This is a genomic window from Azospirillum sp. OGB3 (assembly GCF_014192915.1).
Lineage (GTDB): Bacteria > Pseudomonadota > Alphaproteobacteria > Azospirillales > Azospirillaceae > Azospirillum.
Genome location: NZ_JACHYN010000003.1, coordinates 134,940 through 154,408 on the forward strand (window position 1 = coordinate 134,940; position 19,469 = coordinate 154,408).

The 19,469-nt window shown below is 68.8% G+C and carries 17 protein-coding genes and 1 pseudogene; all 18 read left to right on the forward strand.

What is annotated here, in order from left to right; all coding sequences use genetic code 11:
* Positions 1-381: 381 nt before the first annotated feature.
* The 18 genes and pseudogenes from urtA (FHW79_RS08070) (at position 382) to FHW79_RS08150 (ending at position 19,460) form a co-directional block, all read left to right on the forward strand.
* Positions 382-1,656 (forward strand): urea ABC transporter substrate-binding protein, encoded by a 1,275-nt coding sequence (urtA, locus tag FHW79_RS08070; protein ID WP_183178435.1) that lies wholly within the window; start codon positions 382-384, stop codon positions 1,654-1,656.
* Between the two features lie 156 nt (positions 1,657-1,812).
* Positions 1,813-2,739, forward strand: coding sequence for an urea ABC transporter permease subunit UrtB (urtB, locus tag FHW79_RS08075; protein ID WP_183178436.1), 927 nt, complete (start codon positions 1,813-1,815; stop codon positions 2,737-2,739).
* A 13-nt stretch (positions 2,740-2,752) separates the two neighbouring features.
* Positions 2,753-3,907, forward strand: a complete 1,155-nt coding sequence (gene urtC / locus FHW79_RS08080; protein ID WP_183178437.1) for an urea ABC transporter permease subunit UrtC — start codon at positions 2,753-2,755, stop codon at positions 3,905-3,907.
* A 13-nt stretch (positions 3,908-3,920) separates the two neighbouring features.
* Positions 3,921-4,667, forward strand: coding sequence for an urea ABC transporter ATP-binding protein UrtD (urtD, locus tag FHW79_RS08085; RefSeq protein ID WP_183178438.1), 747 nt, complete (start codon positions 3,921-3,923; stop codon positions 4,665-4,667).
* 33 nt (positions 4,668-4,700) lie between these two features.
* On the forward strand, positions 4,701-5,390 hold the full coding sequence (gene urtE / locus FHW79_RS08090; protein WP_145671610.1) for an urea ABC transporter ATP-binding subunit UrtE: 690 nt from the start codon (positions 4,701-4,703) through the stop codon (positions 5,388-5,390).
* A 678-nt stretch (positions 5,391-6,068) separates the two neighbouring features.
* Positions 6,069-6,611 (forward strand): annotated as a pseudogene (locus tag FHW79_RS32580) (methyl-accepting chemotaxis protein); the annotation flags it as partial.
* A 165-nt stretch (positions 6,612-6,776) separates the two neighbouring features.
* Positions 6,777-7,979, forward strand: a complete 1,203-nt coding sequence (urtA, locus tag FHW79_RS32365; protein WP_211108188.1) for an urea ABC transporter substrate-binding protein — start codon at positions 6,777-6,779, stop codon at positions 7,977-7,979.
* A gap of 54 nt (positions 7,980-8,033) precedes the next feature.
* Positions 8,034-9,266: a formamidase gene (gene fmdA, locus FHW79_RS08100; protein ID WP_094302374.1), complete on the forward strand. Its 1,233-nt coding sequence runs from the start codon at positions 8,034-8,036 to the stop codon at positions 9,264-9,266.
* Positions 9,267-9,287: 21 nt separating this feature from the next.
* Positions 9,288-9,632: a zinc ribbon domain-containing protein gene (locus FHW79_RS08105; protein ID WP_183178440.1), complete on the forward strand. Its 345-nt coding sequence runs from the start codon at positions 9,288-9,290 to the stop codon at positions 9,630-9,632.
* Positions 9,633-9,837: 205 nt separating this feature from the next.
* Positions 9,838-10,692, forward strand: a complete 855-nt coding sequence (locus FHW79_RS08110; RefSeq protein ID WP_183178441.1) for a GntR family transcriptional regulator — start codon at positions 9,838-9,840, stop codon at positions 10,690-10,692.
* Positions 10,693-10,697: 5 nt separating this feature from the next.
* Positions 10,698-11,933, forward strand: a complete 1,236-nt coding sequence (locus FHW79_RS08115; protein ID WP_183178442.1) for an ABC transporter substrate-binding protein — start codon at positions 10,698-10,700, stop codon at positions 11,931-11,933.
* A gap of 109 nt (positions 11,934-12,042) precedes the next feature.
* Entirely contained in the window at positions 12,043-12,915 is an 873-nt protein-coding gene (locus FHW79_RS08120; RefSeq protein WP_014197324.1) for a branched-chain amino acid ABC transporter permease, read from the forward strand.
* On the forward strand, positions 12,912-13,910 hold the full coding sequence (locus FHW79_RS08125; protein WP_183178443.1) for a branched-chain amino acid ABC transporter permease: 999 nt from the start codon (positions 12,912-12,914) through the stop codon (positions 13,908-13,910). The genes FHW79_RS08120 and FHW79_RS08125 overlap by 4 nt, the downstream gene beginning before the upstream one ends.
* Positions 13,897-14,643 carry an ABC transporter ATP-binding protein gene (locus FHW79_RS08130; protein WP_183178444.1) on the forward strand — a complete coding sequence of 249 codons (747 nt, stop codon included), beginning with the start codon at positions 13,897-13,899 and terminating at the stop codon, positions 14,641-14,643. The genes FHW79_RS08125 and FHW79_RS08130 overlap by 14 nt, the downstream gene beginning before the upstream one ends.
* The gene (locus FHW79_RS08135; protein WP_183178445.1) at positions 14,636-15,349 is read left to right on the forward strand and encodes an ABC transporter ATP-binding protein; all 714 of its coding nucleotides are present in this window, start codon (positions 14,636-14,638) and stop codon (positions 15,347-15,349) included. Before FHW79_RS08130 ends, FHW79_RS08135 begins: the two co-directional genes overlap by 8 nt.
* 25 nt (positions 15,350-15,374) lie before the next feature.
* The gene (locus FHW79_RS08140) at positions 15,375-16,802 is read left to right on the forward strand and encodes an MmgE/PrpD family protein (RefSeq protein WP_183178446.1); all 1,428 of its coding nucleotides are present in this window, start codon (positions 15,375-15,377) and stop codon (positions 16,800-16,802) included.
* A gap of 1 nt (position 16,803) precedes the next feature.
* On the forward strand, positions 16,804-17,706 hold the full coding sequence (locus FHW79_RS08145; protein WP_183178447.1) for an isocitrate lyase/phosphoenolpyruvate mutase family protein: 903 nt from the start codon (positions 16,804-16,806) through the stop codon (positions 17,704-17,706).
* A complete protein-coding gene (locus FHW79_RS08150) occupies positions 17,703-19,460 on the forward strand; it encodes a hydantoinase B/oxoprolinase family protein (protein WP_183178448.1) in 1,758 nt (585 codons plus the stop codon). Before FHW79_RS08145 ends, FHW79_RS08150 begins: the two co-directional genes overlap by 4 nt.
* Positions 19,461-19,469: the final 9 nt, after the last annotated feature.

Here is a 19,469-nt window from a genome sequence, read left to right on the forward strand (position 1 = left end):
ATTACTGATTGTTTCTTGGGCCTGTTTCCAGGCATTTTCGCTAATAAAGCCTGCGTTCCCGCCAGTCTGTCAGGAACAGAACGGCCAGACAACAGAGTTGAATCACGTCGTTTCTTGCGAGTGAAGGCAACTGTTCCACTCGCTTCCGGGTGGTTGCGGCTGCTTGGGCGGTTGCAGCCTCCCGCGATTTTATAACGATTTGCCGATCGGCACCCCTATACGCAAATCCACGTATTGCTGCGATGCACTGTTCGGCCAACCATCGGGCTGTCCTAACGCGGAACGTTCCGCCCACCCCCCAAAAAACACCGCCTTTCCGACGGCCGCGCCCGGTTGCGCGCCGCCGTTGCAAGGCGACAACGGCGAACATCAGGAGGTTTCATGTCCTCAGACAAGTTTGATGCGGGCAAGCCCGTTGGCGGGCTGCCGTCGCCGCTCCGCCGCAAGCTCCTCCTCGGCATGGCGGCGCTGCCGGCCGTCGGGCTGCTGCCGCGCGGCGCGCTGGCCCAGGCGCTGCCGACCGACGCCGTCAACACGACGAAGCTGGCGGTCACCGACAGCACGGTGAAGGTCGGCATCCTGCATTCCACCACCGGCACCATGGCGATCTCGGAGACCGGCTCGGTGCAGGCCGAAAAGCTGGCCATCGCCCAGATCAACGAGATGGGCGGCGTGCTCGGCCGCAAGATCGAGGTGATCCAGGAGGACGGCGCCAGCGACTGGCCGACCTTCGCCGAAAAGGCGCGCAAGCTTCTGGTCGAGGACAAGGTGGCGGCGGTGTTCGGCTGCTGGACCTCGGCCTCGCGCAAGGCGGTGCTGCCGGTGTTCGAGCAGTACAACGGCATGCTCTACTACCCGACCTTCTACGAAGGGCTGGAGCAGTCGAAGAACGTCATCTACACCGGGCAGGAGGCGACGCAGCAGATCCTCGCCGGGCTGGACTGGGTGACGAAGGAGAAGGGCGCCAAGAGCTTCTTCCTCATCGGCTCCGACTACATCTGGCCGCGCACCTCCAACAAGATCGCCCGCAAGCACATCGAGATGAAGGGCCAGAAGGTGGTGGGCGAGGAGTATTTCCCGCTCGGCCACACCCAGTTCAACTCGGTCATCAACAAGATCAAGCTGACCAAGCCGGACGTCATCTACGCCTCGGTGGTCGGCGGCTCGAACGTTGCCTTCTACAAGCAGATGAAGGCGGCGGGCATCGACCTGAACAAGCAGGTGCTGATGACCATCTCGGTCACCGAGGACGAGATGCTCGGCATCGGCGGCGAGAACATCGCCGGCGCCTACGCTTGCATGAAGTACTTCCAGTCGCTGCAGAATCCCAACAACGAGAAGTTCGTCGCCGCCTTCAAGAAGATGTGGGGCGCCAACAGCGTCATCGGCGACGTGACCCAGGCCGGCTATCTCGGCCCCTGGCTGTGGAAGCTGACGGTGGAGAAGGCCCAGAGCTTCGACATCGACAAGATCGCCGTCGCGTCGGAGGGCATCGAGTTCACCGGCGCGCCGGAAGGCTATGTCCGCGTCCACGGCAACCATCACCTGTGGAGCAAGACCCGCGTCGGCCGCGCCCGTCCGGACGGCCAGTTCGACGTCGTCTACGAGACGGCGGACCTGATCGAGCCGAACCCGTTCCCGAAGGGCTACCAGTAAGGGGCGGGGGCATCGGCTTCGGTTGCCCCCTCCCTAACCCTCCCCCGCTGCGCAGGGGAGGGGATTCAGCCAGAGCGGCGACGAGGCTCCCGCCTCCCTCCCCTGCAAAAGCGGGGGAGGGCCGGGGTGGGGGCAAGTGTGACGGGAGTTCCCATCATGTTCGAGGGCTACAGCCTGGCCGAGCTCGGGTCGATCTTTGCCATGCAGGGATTCGCGGGGCTCATTCTCTTTTCCGTTTTCGTGCTGATGGCGCTGGGCCTCGCCATCATCTTCGGGCAGATGGGCGTCATCAACATGGCGCACGGGGAGTTCATGATCCTCGGCGCCTACGTGACCTACCTCTGTTCGAACTTCATCTCCAGCACCGTGCCGGCGCTGTTTCCGGCCTATTTCTTCATCGCCATGATCCTGGCCTTCTTCGCCAGCGGGGCGCTGGGGATGCTGGTGGAATGGGGGATGATCCGCTTCCTCTACCGGCGCCCGCTCGACACGCTGCTGGCGACCTGGGGGCTGAGCCTGATCCTGCAACAGGTTTTCCGCTCGGTCTTCGGCGCGCGCGAGGTCGGCGTGGTCCTGCCGGACTGGCTGATGGGCTCGGTCGCCGTCACCGACACCATCGAGGTTCCGATCAACGGCCTGTTCGTCATGGGCCTGACCATGGCCATCACCGTCGTCATCTACGCCGTGATGTTCCGCTCGCGCTGGGGCCAGGGCGTGCGGGCGGTGATGCAGAACCGCACGATGGCCGGCGCCGTCGGCATCAACACCGAGAAGGTCGACCGCTACACCTTCGGGCTCGGCTGCGGCATCGCCGGGGTGGCGGGCAGCGCCTTCACCATGGTCGGCTCGACCGGTCCCACCTCGGGCCAGCTCTACATCGTCGACACCTTCCTGGTGGTGGTGTTCGGCGGCGCCCAGAGCCTGATCGGCACCATCGCGTCGGCCTTCACCATCAGCCAGGCCCAATCGACGATGGAGTTCTTCCTCAGCGGCTCGACCGCCAAGGTGCTGACGCTGCTGACCGTCGTCGTGATCCTGATGCTGCGCCCGCAGGGCCTGTTCGTCCTCAAAGTCCGCCGCTGAGGAGTCCTTCACCATGACGCGCAACCCTCAAAACGGCCTTCTCGGGCGCATCGACGGTGACGTCGCCGGCATCCTGCTGCTGGCCGCCCTGCTGGTGATCGTGCTGCCGCTGGGGCTCGACATCTTCCGGCTGAACATGGTCGGCAAGTACCTGACCTACGCCTTCGTGGCGCTCGGCCTCGTGCTGTGCTGGGGCAGCGCCGGCATCCTGTCGCTGGGGCAGGGCATCTTCTTCGGCATCGGCGGCTACTGCATGGCGATGTTCCTGAAGCTGGAGGCCTCCAGCCCCGAGGCGACCAAGATCCAGTCCACCCCCGGCATCCCGGACTTCATGGACTGGAACCAGCTGACGGCGCTGCCCTGGTTCTGGGAGCCGTTCCACAGCCTGACCTTCTCCATCGTCGCGGTGGTGGCGGTTCCGGCGCTGCTCGCCTTCATCGTCGGGCTGGCGATGTTCAAGCGGCGGGTCGGCGGCGTCTATTTCGCCATCATCACCCAAGCCTTCGCCGCCATCCTGACCATCCTGATCGTCGGCCAGCAGGGCTACACCGGCGGCATCAACGGCATCACCGACCTGCGCACGCTGAAGGGCTGGGACATCCGCACCGACGAGGCGAAGCTGGTGCTCTACTTCGTCAACGCGGCGCTGCTGATCGGCTGCATCCTGCTCTGCCTGTATGTCCGCCGCTCCAAGCTCGGGCGCATCCTGGTGGCGCTGCGCGACAAGGAGGACCGGGTCCGTTTCTCCGGCTACGACGTCGCCAACTTCAAGATCTTCGTCTTCTGCTTCGCCGCGGCGCTGTCGGCGGTGGGCGGCGCGATGTTCACGCTGCAGGTCGGCTTCATGTCGCCGTCCTTCGTCGGCATCGTGCCGTCGATCGAGATGGTCATCTACTGCGCGGTCGGCGGCCGGCTGTCGCTGCTCGGCGCGGTCTACGGCACGCTGCTGGTCAACTGGGCCAAGACGATGCTGTCGGAGAGCTTCCCGGAGCTGTGGCTGTTCGCCATGGGCACCCTGTTCATCGGGGTTGTGATGGTGTTCCCCAACGGGCTGGCCGGTCTCTATCAGCAATACATCGCCCCGCGGCTGCGCCGCCCGATCGTCGGCCGGGCCAAGATGCCGGCCGCCGCGGCGCCGATCATCCCGCCCCACACCGCCGCCGACTGAGGAGGGACGGACCATGGCCAACAACACCGATTACCTGCTGGCGGTCGAAGGGCTGACCGTGTCCTTCGACGGGTTCAAGGCGGTCAACGACCTGTCCTTCTACGTCGACAGCAACGAGATCCACGTCATCATCGGCCCCAACGGCGCCGGCAAGACCACGGTGCTCGACCTGATCTGCGGGCGGACCAAGGCGTCCGGCGGCTCCATCAAGTTCCGCAACCGGGAACTGACCGCGATGAAGGAGCACCAGATCGTCACGGCCGGCGTCGGGCGCAAGTTCCAGAACCCGTCGATCTACGACGACCTGACGGTGTTCGAGAATCTGGAGATCTCCTACCCCCGCGGTCGCAGCGTGTTCGGCGCGCTCGCCTTCAAGCGCGACGCCGCGGTGCGCGAGCGGGTGGCGGAGATCGCCGAGATGATCTTCCTCTCCGACCATCTCGACCAGCGCGCCGAGTATCTCAGCCACGGGCAGAAGCAATGGCTGGAGATCGGCATGCTGCTGATCCAGGACCCCGAGCTGCTGATGCTCGACGAGCCGGTCGCCGGCATGAGCGTGAACGAGCGCAAGAAGACCGCCGAACTGCTGAACCGCATCATCCAGAACCGCTCGGTGCTGGTGATCGAGCACGACATGAAGTTCGTTGAGGACATCGCCCACCGCGTCACCGTCCTGCACCAGGGCAGGATCCTGTCGGAAGGCAGCATGGAGCGGGTGAAGAACGATCCCAAGGTCGTCGAAGTCTATCTGGGCCATTGAGTCTATCCAGGCCATTCAGCGGGGGATCAAGAGATGCTGTCCGTCAATCAACTCCGCGTGTCCTACGGCGAGAGCGAGGTCCTGCACGGGCTGGACTTCACCGTGGCGCCCAACGAGATCGTCGCCATCATGGGCCGCAACGGCATGGGCAAGACGACCCTGATGAAGTCGCTGATGGGGATCGTGCCGACGCGTTCCGGCGCCGTCCGCATCGGCGGCGACGAGATCACCGGGCTGAAGAGCTACGAACGGGTGGCCAAGGGCGTGGCCTATGTCCCGCAGGGCCGCATGATCTTTCCGACCATGACCGTGCAGGAGAACATCGAGACGGGGCTGAGCGTCCATGGCGGGCGCAGCGTGCCGGGCGACCTCTACGAGCTGTTCCCGGTGCTGCTCGAGATGAAGGGCCGGCGCGGCGGCAACCTGTCGGGCGGGCAGCAGCAGCAGCTCGCCATCGCCCGCGCGCTCGCCACCAAGCCGAAGGTGCTGCTGCTGGACGAGCCGACGGAGGGCATCCAGCCGTCGATCATCCGCGAGATGGCCCGCACCCTGCGCCGCATCCGCGACGAGAAGGGCCTCAGCATCATCGTGTCGGAGCAGGTGCTGAGCTTCGCGCTCGACATCGCCGACCGCGTGCTGGTGATCGAGAACGGCGAGATCGTCCACGAGGACAGCCGCGACCAGGTCGACGAGGCGAAGGTCGCGCGGCTGCTCTCGGTCTAGGTCGCGGCGGGGATTGCCCCCTCCCTTAGCGGGGATTGCCCCCACCCTAACCCTCCCCCGCTGGGCGGGGGAGGGGACTTGGTTCTCCCTCCCCTGCGTAGGCGGGGGAGGGCCGGGGTGGGGGCAAGCGCCTCCCGCACCCCACCTCCCACCACAGAAGGAAGCGCCATGACTTCCGCCAAGTCCGCCTCCACCGCCGGGGCCGTGGTCGCCCTGCTGACCGCCGTGGCGACTCCGCTGGTCGGGTCGCCCGCGGTGCCGACCGCCGGCCTCGTCCTCTCGGCCGCGTTGGCCGCCGCCGCCGCCGCGCTGGCCCACCGCCAGGGAGCCGGGCTGCGTCGGCTCGGCGAGCGGGCCGCCGCGCTGGCCGGTGACGCGGCGGGCGCGGGCAACGATCCGCAACGCGACCTCGCCGCCGCGCTCGACCGCATCGCCGCCGCCGCCGAGGCCCGCGCCGCCCACGAGGCGCAGCGCGACGCCGAGCGCACGGCGACCGAGGAGCGCGCCGCCCGGCTGGAGGCGCTGACCCGCGACTTCGAAGGCAAGGTCGGCCGGCTGGTGCAGACCGTCTCCTCGGCGGCCGGCGAGATGACCGACACCGCCACCGCGATGAGCGGCACCGCCGAGCGCAGCAACCGGCTGTCGGCGGCGATGTCGCAGTCCTCGGCCCAGGCGTCGATGAACGTGCAGACCGTGGCGACGGCGACCGAGGAGCTGTCGGCCTCGATCCAGGAGATCGGGCGGCAGGTCGCCTCCTCGGCGGCCATCGCCGGCAAGGCGGTCGCCGACACCCGCCGCACCGACGCGGTGGTGCAGAGCCTCGCCGACAGCGCGGCGCGGATCGGGCAGGTGATCGGGCTGATCCAGGGAATCGCCGGGCAGACCAACCTGCTGGCGCTGAACGCGACCATCGAGGCGGCGCGGGCGGGGGAGGCCGGCAAGGGCTTCGCCGTCGTCGCCAGCGAGGTCAAGACCTTGGCCAACCAGACCGCCAAGGCGACGGAGGACATCGCCACCCAGGTCGGAGCCATCCAGTCGGCGACGGGCGAAGCGGTCGAGGCCATCCGCGCCATCGCCGGCACCATCGCCGAGATCAACGAGATCGCCTCGGCCATCGCCGCCGCCGTCGAGCAGCAGGGAGCCGCCACCCGCGAGATCGCCCGCAATGTCCAGGAAGCGGCGCGCGGCACCGAGAGCGTGGCCTCCAACATCGTCGGCGTGTCGGACGCCGCATCCGACACCGGTATGGCGGCCGGGCAGGTGCTCGGCGCCGCCTCGCAGGTCGCCGGCCACGCCGACGAGCTGAGCCGCGAGGTCAACAACTTCCTGGCGGAGGTCAGCCTGCAATCGGCACTGCGCCGCCGCGCGTCGGTGGCCGGGCGCCTGATGGCGGCGGGCACGGCGCGGCGCGTCCAGGGCTTGGCGCCGGGCGCGCCGGCAACCGCGGCGGTGAACAAGAGCGGCATCGCGGTCACCGACGAGGCGGTGAAGGTCGGCATCCTCCATTCCGCCACCGGCACCATGGCGCTGAGCGAGGGCGGGTCGATCCAGGCGGAGATGCTGGCGATCCAGCAGATCAACGAGGCCGGCGGCGTGCTGGGCCGGCGGATCGAGATCGTGCAGGAGGACGGCGCCAGCGACTGGCCGACCTTCGCCGCCCGCGCCGACAAACTGCTGGGGCAGGACAAGGTGGCGGCGATCTTCGGCTGCTGGACCTCGGCCTCGCGCAAGGAGGTGCTGCCGGTGCTGGAGAAGCGCGACGGCCTGCTCTACTACCCGACCTTCTACGAGGGGCTGGAGCAGTCCCGCCACGTCATCTACACCGGGCAGGAGGCGACCCAGCAGATCCTCGCCGGGCTGGACTGGGTGATGCGCGAGAAGGGGGCGAAGAGCTTCTTCCTCGTCGGGTCGGACTACATCTGGCCGCGCGCGTCGAACGCCATCGCGCGCCGCCACATCGAGGCCAAGGGCTGCCGCGTCGTCGGCGAGGACTACGCCGAACTCGGTGACACCCGTTTCGAGAGCATCGTCGCGCGGATCAAGGCGGCCAAGCCCGACGTCGTCTACGCCATCGTCGTCGGCGGCTCGAACGTCGCCTTCTACAAGCAGCTCAAGGCCGCCGGGATCGAGCTGGACCGCCAGATCCTGATGACCAACAGCGTCACCGAGGACGAGATGATGGGCATCGGCGGCGACTACATCGCCGGCGCCTTCACCTGCGCCAAGTATTTCCAGAGCCTGGAGCTGCCGGCCAACCGCGCCTTCGTCGCCGTCTTCAAGGCGATGTGGGGGGCGGACAGCGTCATCGGCGACGTCACCCACAACGCCTATCTCGGCCCCTGGCTGTGGAAGCTGGCGGTCGAGAAGGCCGGCAGCTTCGACGTGGCGCGCGTCATCGCCGCCTCGCCCGGCATCGAGTTCGCCGGGGCGCCGGCCGGTCCCCTGCGCATCCACGAGAACCATCACCTGTGGACCCGGACCCGCATCGGCCGCGCCCGGCGCGACGGCCAGTTCGACGTGGTCTTCGAGACCCGGGACCTGATCGAGCCCAACCCCTTCCCGGACGGCTTCCGGGAACTGGCGGCCTGAGACCCCATCCACCCCTTCGCCACCCATCAGTCCACCAATAAGGAAGAGCAAACCATGGCTGACACCCTGATCAAGGCCGACCTGTCGCAGTCTCCTTACGAGAACGACATGATCCACAACCGCTGGCATCCGGACATCCCGATGGCGGTGACGGTGAAGCCGGGCGACGATTTCATCCTGGAATGCTACGACTGGACCGGCGGCCAGATCAAAAACGACGACGATGCCGCCGACGTGCGCGACGTCGATCTCAGCCAGGTGCATTTCCTGTCCGGCCCGGTCGGGGTCGAGGGGGCGGAGCCGGGCGACCTGTTGGTCGTCGACCTGCTGGACATCGGCGCCTTCCCGCAGCAGCAGTGGGGCTTCAACGGCTTCTTCTCCAAGCAGAACGGCGGCGGCTTCCTGACCGAGCATTTCCCGTTGGCCCAGAAGTCGATCTGGGACTTCGAGGGCATGTTCACCAAGTCGCGCCACATCCCCGGCGTGCGCTTCGCCGGTCTGATCCACCCCGGCCTGATCGGCTGCCTGCCGTCGCACGACCTGCTGGCCAAGTGGAACAAGCGCGAGCAGGCGCTGATCGACACCAACCCGACCCGCGTCCCCGGCCTCGCCAACCCGCCCTACGCGCCGACCGCGCACATGGGCCGGCTGAAGGGCGAAGCCCGCGACAAGGCGGCGGCGGAGGGTGCGCGCACCGTGCCGCCGCGCGAGCATGGCGGCAATTGCGACATCAAGGACCTGTCGCGCGGCTCGCGCATCTACTTCCCGGTCTATGTGAAGGGCGCCGGCCTGTCGATGGGCGACCTGCACTTCAGCCAGGGCGACGGCGAGATCACCTTCTGCGGCGCCATCGAGATGGCCGGCTGGGCGCATCTCAAGGTCAACCTGATCAAGGACGGCATGGCGAAGTACGGGATCAAGAACCCGATCTTCAAGCCGAGCCCGATTGTCCCGACCTACAACGACTACCTGATCTTCGAGGGCATCTCGGTCGACGAGGCGGGCGAGCAGCATTACCTGGACGTCCATGTCGCCTACCGGCAGGCTTGCCTCAACGCCATCGAGTATCTGAAGAAGTTCGGCTATTCCGGCGCCCAGGCCTACTCGATCCTCGGCACCGCACCGGTGCAGGGCCACATCAGCGGCGTGGTCGACGTGCCGAACGCCTGCGCCACCCTGTTCCTGCCGACGCAGATCTTCGACTTCGACATCACCCCGAACGCCGATGGCCCGACGAAGTTCATCAAGGGCGACGTCGACATGCCGATCGCCCAGGACCGCGTGTGACGAGAGAGGGGAGGCTGCGCCATGCCGATGTATGATTACGAGTGCCCGACCTGCGGCGACTTCACGGGACTGCGGCCGATGGCGGAAAGCGGCCTGCCGCAGCCCTGTCCCGACTGCGGGGCGTCGTCGCCGCGGGTGATCCGCATGGCGCCGGCCTTCTCCGCGCTGTCGGCCACTATCCGGACGGCGCACGCGACAAACGAGCGCAGCGCCGACCGGCCGAAGCTGCTGTCGGAGGTCGGGCCGAAGCACAAGCACGGGCCGGGCTGCGGTTGCGGCAGTGGCAAGAAGGGACGCTCGGTGCTGCGCACCCCCGACGGGGCCAAGGGTTTTCCGACCGCAAGGCCATGGATGATCAGCCACTGACGCGTTGAAAAGCGACCGACACCGAACGGCCCGCCTCTCCCGAGGCGGGCCGTTTGCTTTTCCGCCTCCGGAATCTGAAGGGACCCTGCACCAATCGTCCGTTTCCCCAACATCGCTGTTGACCAAAGCTGTATTATCGATCATACAGGTTCCTGTCTTATGAAGAGACAGACGCCGGTTTCCAGCGAGAGGGAGGCGGGGCACAGTGAAGTCGTCGGTCGAACCGCTGAAGGCGCGCCGGATCTATCTGCTGCTGCGCGACCGCATCATCGCCGGCGATCTGCCGCCGGGCGGGCGCCTGCCGGGCGAACCGGCGTTGGCCGCCGAGCACGCGGTGTCGCGGGTGACCGTGCGCCGGGCGCTCGACCTGCTGGAGAAGGAAGGGCTGGTGCAGCGCAAGCCTGGCTCTGGCACCTTCGTCCATGACAGCCGCGCGGTCCGCCCCATCGTCGCCGACCTCTCCAACGTGCTGTCGCACCTGATCGACATGGGGCGCAGCACCGACGTGAAGCTGCTCTCCTTCGGCTACGTCGCGCCGCCGGAGGCCATCGCCGAAAGCCTGGGGCTGAAGCCGGGCGAGCGGGTCCAGCGGTCGGTGCGCGTGCGCCTGATCGACGGGGAGCCCTTCTCCTACCTGACCACCCATGTGCCGGAATGGCTCGGCCTGACTTATTCGGAGGCGGAGCTGGCGGCGCGCCCGCTGCTGGAGCTGATCGAACGCTCGGGTGTGAAGACCGAGCGGGCAACCCAGGCGATCAACGCCACGCTGGCCGGGCCGGAGCCGGCGGCGGCGCTTGATCTGGAGATCGGCTCGCCGCTGCTGACGCTGACCCGCATCGTGCACGACCCGTCCGGCCGCGGGGTGGAGCATCTGCACGCGCTGTACCGGCCCGACCGCTACAGCTTCCACATGGATCTGGTGCGCATCGGCGACGACGGGGAGCGGCGCTGGAGCCCGGCGCTGGGCCGGCCGCGCGCATCCGACACCGCTAAAATCGACAAGAACAAAGCGGGCGAAAAGCCCACCCGCGGCTCGCGGGCCATCAAGCAGAGGAGTTGAGCGTTATGGGACGTTCGGTTCAGGACTCCGCACTCTCCGGCGTTTCCCGCCGCACGGTGCTCACGGCGGGCGCGGCGGCGGCCTTCGCGACGGTGGGCGCCCCGTCGATTTTGCGGGCGCAGACCCCGGCCGTGAAGATCGGCATCCTCCAGCCTGTGACCGGCGCGCTCGCCCACGACGGCGACCTCGGCCGGCTCGGCGCCGAGATGGCGATCAACGAGATCAACGCCGCGGGCGGCCTCAAGGCGCTGGGCGGCGCCAAGATCGAGATGGTCTTCGGCGACGCCCGCTCCACGCCGGAGGCCGGAACGCAGGAGGTCGAGCGCATGCAGGCCGAGGGCGTGTGCGCCATCGTCGGCGGCTTCGCCAGCCCGATCTGCCTCGCCGCCTCGCAGGCGGCGGCGCGCTACGATCTGCCCTATCTGGTCGATGTCGGCGTGTCGGATCAGATCATGGCGCGCGGCCTGACCAACACCTTCCGCTTCAGCCCCGGCTTCGGCAAGGTCACCCAGGTCGCGCTCGACAACCTGACCAAGATCAACGAGCTGGCTGGCAAGCCGGCGAAGACCGTCGTGCTGGTGCATGAGGACGGCCTGTTCGGGTCCGGCCTCGCCAAGCTGTTGCAGGCCGAACTGCCCAAGCGCGGCTTTGAAATTCTGGAGACCATCGCCCACCCGACCCCGGCGCGCGACATGTCCAACGTGGCGCTGCGCATCCGCTCGCTGAACCCGGACCTCGTCATCCCGTCCAACTACTACGGCGAGTTCGTTCTGCTCGCCCGCACCATGCAGCAGCAGCGCATCAAGCCGAAGGGCGTCTACGCGGTGCTGGGCGGGGCGGCGTCGAACGGGCGCTTCGTCAAGGAGTTTCCGCAGGCGGCCCAGAACGTCATCGACTGCAACCACTGGCACGACCCGAAGAATCCGAAGGCGTTGGCGCTGCGCAAGGCGGTGGAGGCGCAGGGCAAATCCTTCGCCTACAACGTCCCGCTGAACTACTCGAACGTGCTGCTGCTCGCCGACGCCATCGAGCGCGCCGGCTCCGCCGACCGCAAGACGATCATCGAGGCGCTGAACGGCTCCACTTTCGCCGGCCATATCATGCCTTACGGCCCGACGAAGTTCGTGAACGGCCAGAACGAGGGCGCCACCCCGATCAACACGCAGATCCAGGGCGAGGACATCAAGGTGATCTTCCCCGAAACCTTCGCGGAATCGAAGGCCAACTACCCGGCGGCGTAACCCGTCCCGCCGCCTTCGCACCTCCCGCATTTTCCCCACCCGTCCCGCGCCGCCGCGCAGCGGCCGCCCGGGCGGGTGGGGGGACCATTTCCCTCATGCGCGGGCTGCCATGTATTCACCTCAGATCATCCTGGAAGCGGCGCTGAACGGGCTGATGACCGGCGCGGTCTACGCGCTGATCGCCCTCGGCCTGACGCTGATCTACGGCGTGCTCCACATCATCAACTTCGCCCATGGCGCGCTGCTGACCTGCGCCATGTTCGCGGTCTGGGTCGCCTGGGCCTGGCTCGGCCTCGACCCCTATCTGGTGATCGTGCCGCTGGTGCCGCTGATGTTCGTGCTGGGCTACGGGCTGCAGCGCTTCGTCATCGGGCCGGCCAGCCACGGCGACGACGGCAACATCCTGCTGGTCACGCTCGGCCTGTCGATCGTGCTGGAGAATGTTCTGCTGGCGGTCTTCCAGTCGGACACCCGCACGCTCGACACCGATTATTCGTTCCAGGTGGTGGCGCTGGGGCCGCTGCTGCTCTCCTACCCGCGGGTGATCGGGCTGGGGGTGGCGGTGGTGGTGACCGGGCTGCTCTGGCTGGTGCTGAACCGCACCGACACCGGCAAGGCGATCCGCGCCGTCGCCAAGGAAAAGCTGGGCGCCAATCTGGTCGGCATCGACGTGCCGCACGTCTACGCCATCACCTTCGGGCTGGGCTGCGCCTGCCTCGCCGTGGCGGCCGGTCTGCTGATGCCGACCTTCTACGTCAACCCGCGCATCGGCAGCGCCTTCGTGCTGGTCGCCTTCACCGTCGTGGTGCTGGGCGGCATGGGCTCGCTTCCCGGCGCGCTGCTGGGCGGCCTGTTCATCGGCGTGGTGGAGAGCCTGTGCGGCCTGTTCCTCGGCGACAGCCTGGGGCAGATCGGCATCTTCCTGATCTTCATCGCCGTGCTGCTGGTGCGGCCGACCGGCCTGTTCGGAGCCAAGGCATGACCGCGCGCGACCTGATCCCGATCGTCGTCCTGGCCGCCCTCGCCGCGCTGCTGCCGCTGGTGGTGACCTCCAGCCCGGTGATGAACTTCCTCGTCTTCACGCTGATCGTGGCGCTGGGCGCGCAGGGCTGGAACATCCTGGGCGGCTTCGGCGGCCAGTTCAGCTTCGGCCATGCCGCCTTCTTCGGCACCGGCGCCTATGTGACGGCGATTTTGCAACTGCGCTTCGGCGTCAACGCCTGGGCCGGCCTGCTGCTGGCGATGGCGGCGGGGGCAGCGGTTGCCTGGACCATCGGCTTCCTCAGCTTCCGCTCCGGCCTGCGTGGCTCCTACTTCGCGCTGGTGACGCTGGCCTTCGCCGAGGTGTTCCGCATCCTCGCCAACGCGACCGCCTTCACCGGTGGCGCGGCGGGCCTTCTGATCAAGCTGGACGTCCATCCCGCCAACCTGCAATTCGCCGACCGCGCCGTCTTCTACTGGCTGGTCCTGGCCTTCGTCACCGGCGTGCTTCTGCTGACGCGCTGGATCCAGCGCTCCCGCTTCGGGGCGCAGCTCGTCGCCGTGCGCGAGAACGAGGACGCGGCCAAGGCGCTGGGCGTCGACTCCCTGAAGGTGAAGCTGCGCGCCATCGCCCTGTCGGGCGCGGTGACAGCGCTGTCCGGCTGCCTCTACGCCCAGTATTTCCTCTACATCGACGCCCACATCGCCTACGGCAGCTGGATCTCGGTGGAGTTGCTGCTCGCCCCGATCATCGGCGGCGTCGGCACCGTCTTCGGGCCGGTGGTGGGGGCGCTGACCCTGCACGGGCTGGGCGAGCTCGCCAAGCAGTTCGCCGGCCGCATCCCCGGCATCGACCTGATCGTCTTCGGCGGCGTGCTGGTGCTGGCCGTCGCCTTCGCCCGCGGCGGCATCCTGGGCCTGCTGGAGCGGCTGCGCGACCGCGGCCGCGGGATGATGACGCGCGGCGCCAAGGAGGTGTCCCATGCTGGCCGTTGAGTCCGTCTCCAAGCGCTTCGGCGGCCTGATGGCGGTGGACAACGCGTCGCTCGCGCTGGAACCCGGCGGCATCATCGGCCTGATCGGGCCGAACGGCGCCGGCAAGACGACGCTGTTCTCGATGATCTCCGGCTTCGTGGCACCCAGCGACGGGCGGATCCTGTTTGAGGGCACCGACATCACCGGCGAGGAGCCGCACCGCCGCGCCGAACGCGGCATCGGGCGCACCTTCCAGATCGTCCAGCCCTTCGCCGGGCTGACGGTGTGCGAGAACATCGCGGTCGGCGCCTATCTGCGCCACGCCAGGCGCGCCGACGCCATCGCCAAGGCGCGCGACGTCGCCCGCCGCGTCGGGCTGGCGGCCGAGCTGGACCGGCCGGCCGGCGGGCTGACGGTGGCCGGGCGCAAGCGGCTGGAACTGGCCCGCGCGCTCGCCACCGAACCGAAGCTGCTGCTGCTGGACGAGGTGCTGGCCGGCCTGAACCCGTCGGAGATCCGCGACATCATCCCGGTGATCCGGGGCATCCGCGACGAAGGGGTGACGATCCTGATGATCGAACACGTCATGCAGGCGGTGATGAACCTCTGCGAGCGCGTCTATGTGCTGGCGCAGGGCCGCATGATCGCCGAGGGCAAGCCCGCCGTCGTCTGCGCCGACCCCCGCGTGATCGAGGCCTATCTCGGCCACGGCGCCGCCGCCCGTCTGGCGGCGGAGGGGGCGACCCATGGCTGAGGCGCTTCTGAGCATCCAGGGGCTGAAGACCGGCTACGGCGCCACCGAGGTTCTGCGCGGCATCGACATGGGCGTGCTGGACGGCGAGATCGTGACGGTTCTCGGCTCCAACGGCGTCGGCAAGACGACGCTGAACAAGGTGCTGTCCGGTGTGCTGCCGCCCTGGGCGGGCGAGATCCGCTTCGCCGGCAACCGCATCGACGGCCGGTCCGCCGCGCGCATCGTCGAGGAGGGGCTGATCCAAGTGCCGGAAGGCCGCAAGATCTTCCCCAACCTGTCGATCCGCGAGAATCTGGAGCTGGGCAGCTACCGGCGCGGCAAGCCGAACCGGGCGCGGAACCTGGAGCGCATCTTCACGACCTTCCCCCGCCTGAAGGAGCGCGAGGGCCAGCTTGCCGGAACGCTGTCGGGCGGCGAGCAGCAGATGCTCGCCATCGGGCGCGGCATGATGGCCGAACCGCTGCTGCTGATCCTCGACGAACCGTCGCTCGGCCTGTCGCCGCTGGTGGTCGAGGAGATGTTCGGGCTGATCCGCCAGCTGAACGCGGGCGGGCTGGCGATCCTGCTGGTCGAGCAGAACGTCGTCCAGTCGCTGGAGGTCGCCCGCCGGGCCTACATCCTCGAAAACGGCGTCTTCGCGCTGTCGGGACCGTCCGACGAGATCGCGCGCGACCCCGAACTGAAACGCACCTATCTCGGCCTCTAGGGGCCGTCCGCTCGGGAGCGGTGACATGACAAGCCTGTCCTATGACGTGAAGCCGGCGAGCGCGCTGCTCGCCGCCGCCCGCCCGTCCTGGCTCGACCGTTGGGGGACCTTCGCCGCCGGCCTGACCTTTGCCGACCTGCCGGCCCCGGTGGTGGAGCGGGCGAAGCTGGTGCTTCTCGACTGCATCGGCGTGATCGCCGCCGGGATGCAGGAGCCGGAATGCCGCGCGCTCGCCGCCCGCCTCGCCGAGACCGGCGGGGCCGGCGACTGCGCGGCCATCGGCAGCGGCCGCGGGTTCGCCGCCGGGTCCGCCGCCTTCTTCAACGGTCTGGCCGGAACCATGCTGGAGCTGGACGAGGGCAACCAGTACGCCCGCGGCCATCCGGCGATCCACGTCGTGCCGGCCCTTCTCGCCGCCGGCCCGCTCCTGAAGGCGTCCGGCGCCGACCTGCTGACCGCGCTGGCGCTCGGCTACGAGATCGGGTCGCGCATCGGCATCGCCGCCAAGTTGCTGGTCACCACCCACCCGCACGGCACCTGGGGCACCGCCGGGGCGGCGCTGGGCGTGGCCCATCTGAACCGGGCCGACGCGGCGATGATGATCGAGACGCTCAACATCGCCTCCACCCTTGGCCTCGCCACCAGCCGGCGGACGATGCTGGAGGGCGGCACGGTGCGCAACGCCTACGCCGGGGTGTCGAACCAGCTCGGCCTGACCGCCTGGGACCTGGCGGCGAGCGGCATCATCGGCGAGACCGACGGCATCGGCAGCGTGTTCGGCGGCGTGATCGCCACCGACTTCCGGCCGGAGCTGATGGTCGAGAAGCTGGGCGAACGCTGGGAGATCGCCCGCAATTACTTCAAGCGCCACGCCGCCTGCCGCTACACCCACGGCGCGCTCGACGCGCTGGGCGACATCGTGGCGCGGGCCGGCGGGCGGATCGACCCGGCGGAGGTCGCGGCGATCGAAGTCGACACATATGTCTGGGCCGCCCAGCTCGACGGGCCTGAGCCGAAGAACATGCTGGCGGCGAAATTCTCGCTGCCCTTCGCCCTGGCGACCTTCCTCGCCAACGGCGCCGCCACCCCCGATGCCTTCCGCGACGGTGCCCGCCAGGACGCGGCGACCCGCGCGCTTGCCCGCCGGGTGACCGTGCGCGAGGACCGCGGCCTGACCGCCCGCCTTCCCGGCCTGCGCCCGGCCCGCGTCCGCCTGACCCTTGCCGACGGCCGGCGCTTCGAGGCCGAGGCGTTGACCAACAAGGGCGACACCGAGGACCCCTACAGCCCGGAGGAGGTGCGCGCCAAGTTCGCCGACCTCGCCGGTCCGGTCTGGGGTTCGTCCCACGCCGCCGCCATTGCCGACTGCGTCGCGTCGATCGACTGCGCGGCCGACCTTTCAACCCTGACCCGGCTTCTGTCGGCGCCCGCCGCCGCCGGGGGGAGCGTCTGAAATGACCCGACCCGACCTCACCTTCAAACAGCGGCTTTCCGAGGACCGCGTCGTTCTGGCCCCCGGCGTCTACGACGCCTTCACCGCCTCGCTGGCGGCGGCGGCGGGGTTCGAGGCGCTGTACCTGTCGGGTGCGGCCATCGCCTACACCCGGCTCGGCCGGCCCGACATCGGGCTGGTCTCGGTCAGCGAGGTGGCGGACACCATCGCGCTGGTGCGCGACCGCGTGCCGACGCCGCTGGTGGTCGACGCCGACACCGGCTACGGCAACGCGCTGAACGTGCAGCGCACCGTGCGCATGTTCGAGCGTGCCGGCGCCACCGCGCTCCAGCTTGAGGACCAGAGCTTTCCCAAGCGCTGCGGCCACCTGACCGACAAGGCGGTGATCCCGGCCGGCGAGATGGCCGGCAAGATCAAGGCGGCGGTCGATGCCCGGACCAGCGAAGGCACCCTGATCATCGCACGCACCGACGCGGTGGCGGTGGAGGGCGTCCCGGCGGCGCTCGACCGTGCCCGGCTCTACGTCGAGGCCGGCGCCGACGTGCTGTTCGTCGAGGCGCCGAAGAGCCGGGAGCAGCTCTCCGCCATCGCCACCGACCTCGGCGGCATCCGCCCGCTGCTCGCCAACATGGTGGAGGGCGGGCAGACGCCGATCAGCTCCGCCGCCGATCTCGGCGATCTCGGCTACCGGCTGGTGATCTTCCCCGGCGGCATCGTGCGGGCGCTGGCCCGGCAGGCGCAGGACTACTACGCGTCGCTGGCGCAGCATGGGACCACCCAGCCCTTCCGCGACCGCATGTTCGACTTCAACGCGCTGAACGATCTCATCGGCACGCCGGAGATGCTGGCGCTCGGCGAGACCTATAAGGACTTCACCTCCGCCAATCAGGAGGACGCGGCATGACCATTCAGAAAACCAACCAAAACACCACCATCGACCCCGTCACGCTGGCCGTCCTCAAGGGCCGGCTGGAGCAGATCGCCGACGAGATGGACGCGACGCTCTACCGCTCGGCCTTCAACCCGATCATCGCCGAGGCGCGCGACGCCTGCCACGGCCTCTACCACGCCGAGACCGGCGCCACGCTGGTGCAGGGCACCAACGGCCTGCCGATCTTCGTCGGCGCCATGGCCTTCGCGGTCAAGGCGGTGATCGACAAGGTGGCGCGGGAGGGCGACCTGCATCCCGACGACATCTTCCTGTTCAACGACCCCTATGACGGCGGCACCCACCTGAACGACTTCCGGCTGGTGCGGCCGATCTTCCGCCAGGGCCGGCTGTTCTGCTGGATGGCCTCGGTCGGCCATTGGCTCGACATCGGCGGCAACGTGCCGGGCAACTTCAACGCCCGCGCCACCGACAGCTTCCAGGAAGGCGTGCGCATCCCGCCGGTGAAGCTGGTCAAGGCCGGGGTGATGAACCACGACCTGCTGGCGATCCTCGCCGCCAACTCCCGCGTGCCGGTGTCCAACTACGGCGACCTGAACGGGCAGCTCAACGCGCTCGACCTCGGCGTGCGCCGCCTGACCGAGCTGCTGGACGAGCATGGCGAGGCGACCGTCGCCGCCGCCTTCGATGCCTTCACCGCGCGGGCCGAGGCGCTGATGCGCAGCGCGCTGTCCAAGCTGCCCGACGGCACATACAGCTTCGAGGATTATCTCGACAACGACGGCGTCACCGCCGACCGTCTGCGGATCGCGCTCGACCTGACCATCGCGGGCGACCGCATGGTGCTGGATTTCTCCCGCTCCTCGGCACCCTGCGCCGGGCCGCTGAACATCGCCTATTCCACGGCGGTGGCCTGCTGCTACGTCGCGCTGAAGCACGTCTTCACCGACGTGCCGGCCAACGCCGGCTGCCTCAACCCGATCACCTTCGTCATCCCCGAGACGACGCTGCTGGCGGTGAAGCCGCCCAAGCCGGTCGGCGGCTACACCGAGACCATCCTGCGCGTCATCGGCGTGGTGTTCGGCGCGCTCGCCCTGGCCGACCCGGCCCGCGCCACCGCCGCCCCCTTCGGCACCATCAACGCGCTGTCGCTGGCCGGCCACCGTCCGGACGGCTCGCGCTGGGTCATGTTCTCCTTCTTCGGCGGCGGCCTGGGCGGCAACCCGGAGAGCGACGGGCTGAACCACGCCAACAACCCGATCTCCACCGCCACCATCCCGCCGGTGGAAATCCTCGAAGCCGCTTATCCGGTGATGTTCACCCAATGGGCGCTGCGCCCGGACTCCGCCGGCGCCGGCCTGCACCGCGGCGGGCTGGGTGCCGTCTACGAGATCGAGGCGCTGACCGCCGCCGACGTCTTCCTGCTCGGCGAGCGCGGCGTCTTCGCCCCCTTCGGGGTGGCCGGCGGCACGCCTGCGGCGCTGAACCGCTTCGTCTGGCAGAGCGACGAGGGCGAGAAGTCGCCGCCGCTCGCCTCCAAGGTCACCGACGTGAAGATCCGCGACGGCCAGCGCGTGCGGCTGGAGACGCCGGGCGGCGGCGGCTGGGGCGATCCGAAGCGGCGCGACGCCGCGGCCGTGGCCCGCGACGTGCGGTTCGGCTACCTCGGCGCCGAGGCCGCGCGCGGCGCCTACGGCGTGGCGCTGACTGACGACGGCACGCTCGACGTCGCCGCCACCGCGGCGCTCCGCGAATCCTCCGCCGCCTGACGAATCCGG